This is a genomic window from Methanocorpusculum sp., assembly GCF_030655665.1.
Lineage (GTDB): Archaea > Halobacteriota > Methanomicrobia > Methanomicrobiales > Methanocorpusculaceae > Methanocorpusculum.
The window spans coordinates 20,946-29,024 of record NZ_JAUSPQ010000009.1; the positions used below are offsets into that span (position 1 = coordinate 20,946).

Here is an 8,079-nt window from a genome sequence, read left to right on the forward strand (position 1 = left end):
TTTTCAATAAAGAAAATGTACTAGTCAATTATTTGCTGTAAGCAGTTATAGAATAACTGGTTTGTATGAGAATAGACGTGTCGTGATGAGGTATATTTTTCAAATCATTCCACTCGTTTTGTAAGCAAAAAGTGAGGAGGAAATCCCTGATCTATTTTTTGCTCATGAGCATTGGGCGCAATTTTCTGATCCACCGGTAGTGGAGAATGAGATGGACTGCGATCAAGATGACAAACAGCGTGCTAGCATAGAAGTGGAGATCATACCATGTTTGATAACTGACAGTAATAAGATCCATGGACCCCCTGCCTGACCCGAGAGGGAAATAGAACCAGAGAATGTACCCGGTCACGATTGATGCCACAGCGGAGATAAAGGCAAGGAGATCGACCCATGCATTGATTAGTGCATCTCTCATGCTATGACCCTCCGCTGCACCAAGGAACTATTACTCCATTGAATACTGTATCTCATACATAAATCATGGGCTTTTTGCCTCAAAAACATTTGTATGACGGCACAAATAAAGAAAAAAATGATGAAGAAGTGTTTAACTCGCATCCGGTGAAAGTCGATTCAGACCCTTATGACCTTTACATCGATCCCGCTTTCTTGTGCAAACGTAGCTGCCCGAAGTTCCACCCGGTCAAGCATGCCCCCGCAGGTCAGAATCAGGGTGTCTTCCCCGCTCATGACGGAAAGAAGACACTTGTCCACAACGCCGTGCGTATATTCAAGCGGGATCTCCGAGAGATAGCAGAACTTCTTTGCTCTGGTTCCCATAGCACCTGTGTGCCATGAAGGATGTTCTGCGAGCATCTGCTGTCCCGATTCCCGGGTCAAGGCATCAGTATCAGCGAGATATACCGTCCCGGTCATGATGGGACATGATCCCTCGATGAGTCGGGTCATTTCGGGTATCCCTTTGGGTGGAATTCCAGGTACAAGGATCCGTCTTCTGACCAGCTCCATATACAGATCCAACAGTACCGGCGGGGTCATTCTCGCTTTCGTCATCAGCTCATAGCTGGTGAAGACGTCAGCCGGCTCACCCTGATGAAGGATAGCTCCGTCAGCAAGCAGGATCACTTCGTCCGCCCACCGATAGGCGAGCTCAACATCATGTGTTGAGAGAAGGATCGTTGTTCCGTCTTCGTGAAGTTCATCCAACAGATCCATGATCTCGGCGGCCGTCGCAGGATCGAGGGAAGCGGTCGGCTCATCGGCCACCAGAATATCCGGCTTCATGGCAAGAATACCTGCGATGGCAACCCGTTTCTTCTCACCGCCTGAAAGATGATGGGGCGGACGCTTGTCATAATCCACAAGACCCACGGCAAACAGAGAATCAGAAACGCGCTCACGGATCTCTTCCTCCGGGAGATGCAGATTCATTGGTCCAAATGCCACGTCGGCAAACACACTCGGGGCAAAGAGCTGTGAGTCGGAGTTCTGAAACACCAGACCTACCCGTGTGCGAACGTCCCTGAGAGAAGCTCTGTCATATGCGATCTCCTCACCGTTCACGAATATTTTTCCATCTTCCGGCACCAAGGTGCCGTTGCACATCAGAAGAAGGGTGGTTTTTCCAGCTCCGTTTGGTCCCACCACTGCAACTTTCTTTCCCCTTTTAATGGAAAAGGATATTCCTTTCAGCGAGGCGGGGCGGCCCGGATACGAGAACCGGACATCTTCAAAGGTAAGTACATTATTGTTCATAATAACAGCATCTCCGTAAATAATAGACCAAGAATGAAAGCAATAAAGAAAAACACGGATGTAACAGAAAGCGGGGTGACATGACCCCCTTCGTCAGGCAAAGCCATGTATCCGTCATAGCAGCGTGAGTCCATGGAAAGAAAGATCGCCTCTCCTTTTTCCCAGGTTCTAATGAACAACATTGAGACAAGCATGGAAAACGAGGTGAGATAATTTTTCCAGGTACCGTATCCTCCCCTCATGATCTGTGCATTGTGAATAGCGATCGCCTCACCGATGAAGACAAAGATGTACCGATAAATCAGCATGGATAAATCGATGAATGCCTGAGGCATCCTGAGATTTCGAAAAACCTCAAAAAGCGAGGTCATCGGTGTGGTAAGAGTAAGGAAGTACAACGAACACATACCGGCAAAAGTCCTGGAAAGAACAAGGATCGCAAGATCGAGGGACTCGGTAGTGATCTGAACATGAAATGTCCCTATCCGGAAAAAGTCCACAAGTGTCTCCCCCCCGCCGGTGATGAACAGAATCACCAATGCTCCGGTTCCGGCAAATACCAGAGGGATACTTAAGAGAGATGCGTAAAGACGCGGACTGACTTTTGCGACGATGAGAGCTGCGCAGATCATGACTCCTGCAATGAATAGTGGGAGATAGGGGAGAGGTGAGATCACACCGATCACGATCGCCGAGAGACAAAAAACAAGTTTCAGCCACGCAGAAATATGTCGGAGAGGGCTTGCTATTGCCACATCATCAAGGATGTGTTCATCAAATATCGTGTGAGGTTTCTTCGCAGAACCCCGGGTCACCGCACGGGTTCTCAACAGATAGAGACAGAGGATAACACCTGCCGCTCCTATGCCTGCCTGCAGGGCAAAGAGCCAGCCGTGCATATCCTCGGAGACAAGATTAAGCGGATCAAAGACCGGCAGGTTGCCGAGATCGATCAGCGTTTCGGCGACCAGATCATCAGATCCGGGCTGGGGTCCAAACACAGCAAACGAAAATGCAAGAGCCGCCATCAGCAGAACGATGATGAGCCCGGCGATCAGCCATTTGTGTTTTGATACGGGAGTATGCTTTGGATCGTGACCTGGAAGAAGTGTGTTTGTTTCCTTCTTCGAAAGAATGCCGAGAGAAACAAAGATATCCGGTCGTATCCCTATCACAAATCTCATCATAAGAACGATGATTACGCCTTCGAGTAATGCAAGGGGGATCTGGGTTATGCTGAAAATGCCGAGATAGAGAAGGAAGGTGGCAAGAACGCCGCCCTCGGCCGAAGGGTAGGCAAGAGCAAGCTGGAGGGAGGTCATCATATATGTGACCAGGTCCGCAGCTGCGGCCGCACAAAAAACAGTTATCGAAAAACTCCGGATACCAAACGTTGACCTGATGAGATGCCCGATTTTAAAAATGATACAGGCAGCGAGCGGACCGGCAAGTCCCATGGAGATGATGTTTGCGCCAAGCGTGGTGATCCCGCCGTGTGCAAGAAGAAGTGCCTGAAACACTAATACAATAGAGCAGAACACCGAGCAGATCGCAGGTCCGAATAATATTGAGCCGAATCCGGTTCCCGTGGCGTGGGAGGAAGATCCGAGTGAAGGAATCTTCAGCGAGGAAAGGATAAAGACAAATGCTCCGGCAAGTCCGAGCAATGGAAGTGACTCCGGCTTTCTCCGGACGAGTCTGACAAGTGAAATCATACCTGCCAAAACACAGACCGCAGCGAGCACCGTCCAAAACTGCCACCACGGTCCCGGGAGAAACCCTTCCATAATATGCATAAGAAAGAAACACCTAGTATCTATGATAAGATATAATTCTATAAAATTAAACTTAAACTGATATAAGGTAAACGATTATGATTAGACAAAGTACCAGCATACCCCGTATCGTGATCGCCGGAACACACAGCGGCTGTGGAAAAACGACCACATCCTCTGGGATCATGGCGGCACTCCGTGCAAGAGGTCTTGTGGTCCAGCCGTTTAAAGTTGGGCCGGATTTCATCGATCCTTCCCATCATTCGGCGGTATGCGGACGGAGTTCACGCAATCTTGATCCGTTCATGATGGGGGAGGAATCTGTTCGCCGTTCGTTTGTTTCTGCATGCGAGGGTGCAGACATCGCCGTTATCGAGGGAGTGATGGGACTGTACGACGGTGTTGACGGGGGAGAGTGCGCGAGCACGGCGCATGTTGCGAAAATCCTCGACGCTCCGGTAGTTCTCGTCGCAGATATCAAAGGGATGAGCAGAAGTGTTGCCGCCCTGATCAAAGGATATACGGAGTTTGATCCCCGGCTCAGGTTTGCCGGCGTCATCATGACGAAAGGGGGCAGTCTAAAACATAAAGCGATGACGACCTCGGATCTTCCCGTCCCTCTTCTCGGCTGGATCCCGCGAAGCGATGCACTTACCGTCGAAAGCAGACATCTTGGCCTCAAAATGGCTGATGAGGATGCTCGCATGAAAGATACGGGAGCTTTCATCGAAGAGCACTGCTCGCTTGACGATCTTCTTGCTGCAGCAGCGAATACATCCATGATCTCGGCAGAGAAGAGTCCGTCTTCTACAGAGAAAAAAACCCGAATCGGTGTTGCTCTGGATGAAGCATTTTGTTTTTATTATCAGGACAACTTTGATTTTCTGAGAAACAACGGGGCCGAACTGGTATTTTTCTCTCCGGTCCACGATCCCCTCCCGGAAGCGGATGCCTATTACATAGGCGGCGGATACCCTGAACTATATGCAGAAGATCTGGCAAACTCGCAGTGTAAAAACGATCTGAAACGTGCGGCCGATTCAGGCAAACCGGTGTATGGCGAGTGCGGCGGTCTGATGTGGCTCACCCGTTCCATAACCCTGCTGGACGGACGCAGTTATCCGATGACTGGTCTGCTGGATGCCGAGTGTGTTATGGAGAAACGATTCGCTGCTCTGAATTATGTCGTCGGGAAAGTTACCGGGGACTCTCTCTTCCCTATAGGAATGAACTTCCGGGGTCATGAGTTCCATTATTCTCGAACCATACCGGATGCGGATGTAAGATATGCATTTACGTTGACCCGCGGCGACGGAATCAGTGAACACAGAGACGGTATTCAGGCAGGATCTGTTCTTGGCGGATATACCCACATGTACTTCGATGCGACCCACATGTAAAATAGATTGAAAACAAAGATACTAGAAAAAGGTGTTTCTGTGAGTCAGGAAGATGAACGTATATCATTCAAAAAAATCCTCTTAATCGGGATAACTATCGGTGTTATTTCCGGTTTTGGGACACTTTTATTTTTCCTGGGTCTTGAATACAGCATCAATGTAATTATGGGATTCTTCTATGACGGAGCTTTCCCGACACCTGGCCAATCCTGCGACGGAATCGCGTGCTGGACGCCCCCGCCGGTGATCTGGCTCATTCTTCCGATCATCTGCGGCGGAGCACTCCTTTCAGGGATGATAGTGCATAAGTTTGCACCGGAAGCGGAAGGTCATGGCACGGATGCGGCGCTAAAAGCGTTTCATGGAGATGGAAAGATCCGCTGGCGTGTCCCGTTCATAAAAGCTATCGCGTCGATGATCACCATATCTACGGGTGGGAGTGCGGGGCGTGAAGGTCCGACAGCGCAGATCGCTGCAGGTTTTGGGGCTTTTATTTCTGATGTTTTCAATTTATCACCGCGTGAACGAAAAATCGCAATTGCGACAGGTATCGGGGCAGGTATCGGTACGATTTTCAAAGCTCCGCTTGGCGGAGCAGTACTTGCAGCAGAGATCCTTTATTTGCGGGACGTTGAAGCAGATGTTTTGATCCCGTCTTTTCTTGCATCGATCATCAGCTACTCGATTTTTGGATTTTTTGTGGGGTATGACGCAATATTCGGCGCCGCGACCCTGACATGGTCAGTTCTTCAGGTTCCCTTTTTCATTGCTCTCGGACCGATCTGCGCTTTGATCGGAATCATGTATATCAAAACATTTTACGGAACAAAGGATGTCTTTGACAAATTCTTTCGAAAATATGCTCTGCCTCTTTATCTCAAACCAGTCTTAGGAGCATTTTTCATTGGAATCTTTGTGATAATCTTTGCATACATCTCTCCTGATACACTTCTGGTAGCTCTCGGAAGTCTCGGATCAGGCTATGGATTTGTGCAGCTTGCCTTATACAACATGCTTCCCCTTACCGTTTTGATACTCCTTCCATTTGCAAAGACCCTGACGACGTCCCTGACGATAGGTTCAGGCGGGAGCGGCGGTGTATTTGCCCCTGGCCTCTCGATCGGCGGATTTACCGGGGGTGCTTTTGGGATGATGCTGCATATACTTTTCCCACAGATCATTCCACTCACAACAGTTCCAGTCTTCATTATCATAGGCATGATCGCTCTGTTCGGCAGCATTGCTCATGCACCGATTGCCGTTATGATCATGGTGCTTGAGATGACCGGGGACTTTGGGATCCTCATTCCTGCCATGGCTGCGCTTGTTCTGGCCTGCCTTATCATGGGTAAGAATACTATCTTTAAGGAACAGAGGGAGAGACGCGAAGAGATTTTACATCCGCATAGTTAGCGTGCCGCAGTTATTCTGAGAGATTCAGCCTCTCATCACTTCTTCATCAACCATATCCAGTTTGCCTGTCCAACGAACTGTACGATCACCAGGATCTTTTTGTTCAGAATAAGCATGGCAAGACCAAAGACCACTGTCAGAAAGATGATCTTTTTCTTTTGGGCATCGGTACCCGGACATAGGCGCAAATTATTTTCGGCAGAGATAGAAATAGACTGACAGCGAATATTTACTTAGGAATATTTTTATGGCAGACATCTTCATCCCCTCCGCAAAACTCGACCGTTTTCAACGTAAATTCAATGATAACCGGTTCTATTTTATCTCGCTTCAACTGCAGTTGAGTGGACATATCGATCTGAACCGACTGGAAACGGCGATCGCAAAAGTTGCAGATGCCGTCAAAATTCTCAGATGTTATTATAATGGAAGTCCTGAGGCAGAGGATAGCGGGTGGGTGCTGCTAAAGGAGGAACCAAAATGGGTAAGGGTGACAAGTGCCGATCCCACAAATGTAACAACCATTTTGCAGAATCTGCCGGGTGAACATCCACCGCTGCACGTGGTTGCAGACCAGACAGGTCCGTTATGCACGCTGGTTTTCTCGATAGATCACACGGTGACTGATGCCCACGGGTTATGGGATATTGTTCGTATGATCTCAGCGTGTTATACAATTCTCAGGTGGGATCCGGCATACACGCCGGCACCTCTCATAGAATGGGGAGATCGGTCGATGAAACCGCTTCTTGAGTCCTATTCAATGGAGGCATGCGCAGAAATGTGCCGTGCTGAATCGGAAAAACGAATCCCTGTGCAACAATATCAGAAATTGTTTGTTGTCCCGCAGGAAGGGCGGGGAATGCCGAAGCTTTTCATCCAAAAGATAGATCCTCTGATGCTGAAAAATATGAAGGCGTTTGCACACCAGCATCATGCAACGGTGAATGATGTCCTGCTTACGGTGTATGCGGTTGCATTACAGGAGTATGTGCAGAAAATGTTCAAGACTTCAATGCCTATTGTGCCGATACGCGGTGCAGTGGATCTCAGAAGATATCTCCCTCCGTATCTGCGAAATGAGATTAAAAATTACTCTGTGTCCTACTGGTCACAAGTACCTATTCCGGAATCTGACGATCTTCCATCAATTCTTGACGAAGTAGCAGCATTATCACAGATGGATCAGATGAATGCTCTGGGTATCGGGGAGATGTTCGCTATCGAAGAGCCAGATTCTGAAGCCGCGAAACCTTACCTTGAGCCGGAGTATTACTCAACACCGTTCATGTCGAATGCAGGGGTCCTGCCAAAAGATGTCGTGGATTTTGGCAAGGGTATCAGGCTGGAGGAAGTCGTGAGCTATGCAAATGTGACCACAGGAAACCCGTTCATTATCGGTGTCATTACCTGGGAAAATACGCTGTCGCTTTCAATATTCACCGATGGTGAGTATGAAACAGCAAATCATCTCCTGAAGCGGATATGCGAACTCATCGGTGAGCTTGGCAGCTTCGTCAATACCTAAACTGTTTTGAAAAGAATATCTCAATCCCGCGGGACTGGGATAAGAACCATTTTTTATGAAATACTACGAGTAATTTTTACTTTACGGAGCTGTTTAAAAAAGAAAAAAAAGTGAGTGGTTAGATAACCACTTACTGTGCCGGGATGATAAGAGATCTCTCACCTGCTGGCATGAATTCGCGGATTGCTCCTTTGGCGAATTCTGCACGTGGGTGAGCGAAGTCGAATTTCAGGGCGGGGTCTGC

At 48.5% G+C, this 8,079-nt stretch carries 7 protein-coding genes; 3 read left to right on the forward strand and 4 right to left on the reverse strand.

Annotated features, from left to right (window positions below):
• Positions 1-151 precede the first annotated feature (151 nt).
• The 3 genes from Q7J08_RS08605 to Q7J08_RS09475 all read right to left on the reverse strand — a co-directional run bounded on the left by Q7J08_RS08605 (position 152) and on the right by Q7J08_RS09475 (position 3,506).
• A complete protein-coding gene (locus Q7J08_RS08605) occupies positions 152-418 on the reverse strand; it encodes a DUF4405 domain-containing protein (RefSeq protein WP_304911286.1) in 267 nt (88 codons plus the stop codon).
• Positions 419-576: 158 nt separating this feature from the next.
• Positions 577-1,719: an energy-coupling factor ABC transporter ATP-binding protein gene (locus tag Q7J08_RS08610; protein ID WP_304911287.1), complete on the reverse strand. Its 1,143-nt coding sequence runs from the start codon at positions 1,717-1,719 to the stop codon at positions 577-579.
• Positions 1,716-3,506 carry an energy-coupling factor ABC transporter permease gene (locus tag Q7J08_RS09475; RefSeq protein WP_370651247.1) on the reverse strand — a complete coding sequence of 597 codons (1,791 nt, stop codon included), beginning with the start codon at positions 3,504-3,506 and terminating at the stop codon, positions 1,716-1,718. Before Q7J08_RS09475 ends, Q7J08_RS08610 begins: the two co-directional genes overlap by 4 nt.
• Positions 3,507-3,592: 86 nt before the next feature.
• On the opposite strand from Q7J08_RS09475, the gene Q7J08_RS08625 reads away from it, so the two are divergent.
• Entirely contained in the window at positions 3,593-4,894 is a 1,302-nt protein-coding gene (locus Q7J08_RS08625) for a cobyrinate a,c-diamide synthase (RefSeq protein WP_304911288.1), read from the forward strand.
• 6 nt (positions 4,895-4,900) lie between these two features.
• Positions 4,901-6,307 (forward strand): chloride channel protein, encoded by a 1,407-nt coding sequence (locus Q7J08_RS08630; RefSeq protein ID WP_304911289.1) that lies wholly within the window; start codon positions 4,901-4,903, stop codon positions 6,305-6,307.
• Positions 6,308-6,342: 35 nt separating this feature from the next.
• Here Q7J08_RS08630 and Q7J08_RS08635 read toward each other — a convergent pair whose 3' ends face one another.
• Positions 6,343-6,495 (reverse strand): hypothetical protein, encoded by a 153-nt coding sequence (locus tag Q7J08_RS08635; RefSeq protein WP_304911290.1) that lies wholly within the window; start codon positions 6,493-6,495, stop codon positions 6,343-6,345.
• 59 nt (positions 6,496-6,554) lie between these two features.
• Here Q7J08_RS08635 and Q7J08_RS08640 point away from each other — a divergent pair, with 59 nt between their 5' ends.
• Positions 6,555-7,835 carry a hypothetical protein gene (locus Q7J08_RS08640; protein WP_304911291.1) on the forward strand — a complete coding sequence of 427 codons (1,281 nt, stop codon included), beginning with the start codon at positions 6,555-6,557 and terminating at the stop codon, positions 7,833-7,835.
• The last annotated feature ends 244 nt before the right edge of the window (positions 7,836-8,079 follow it).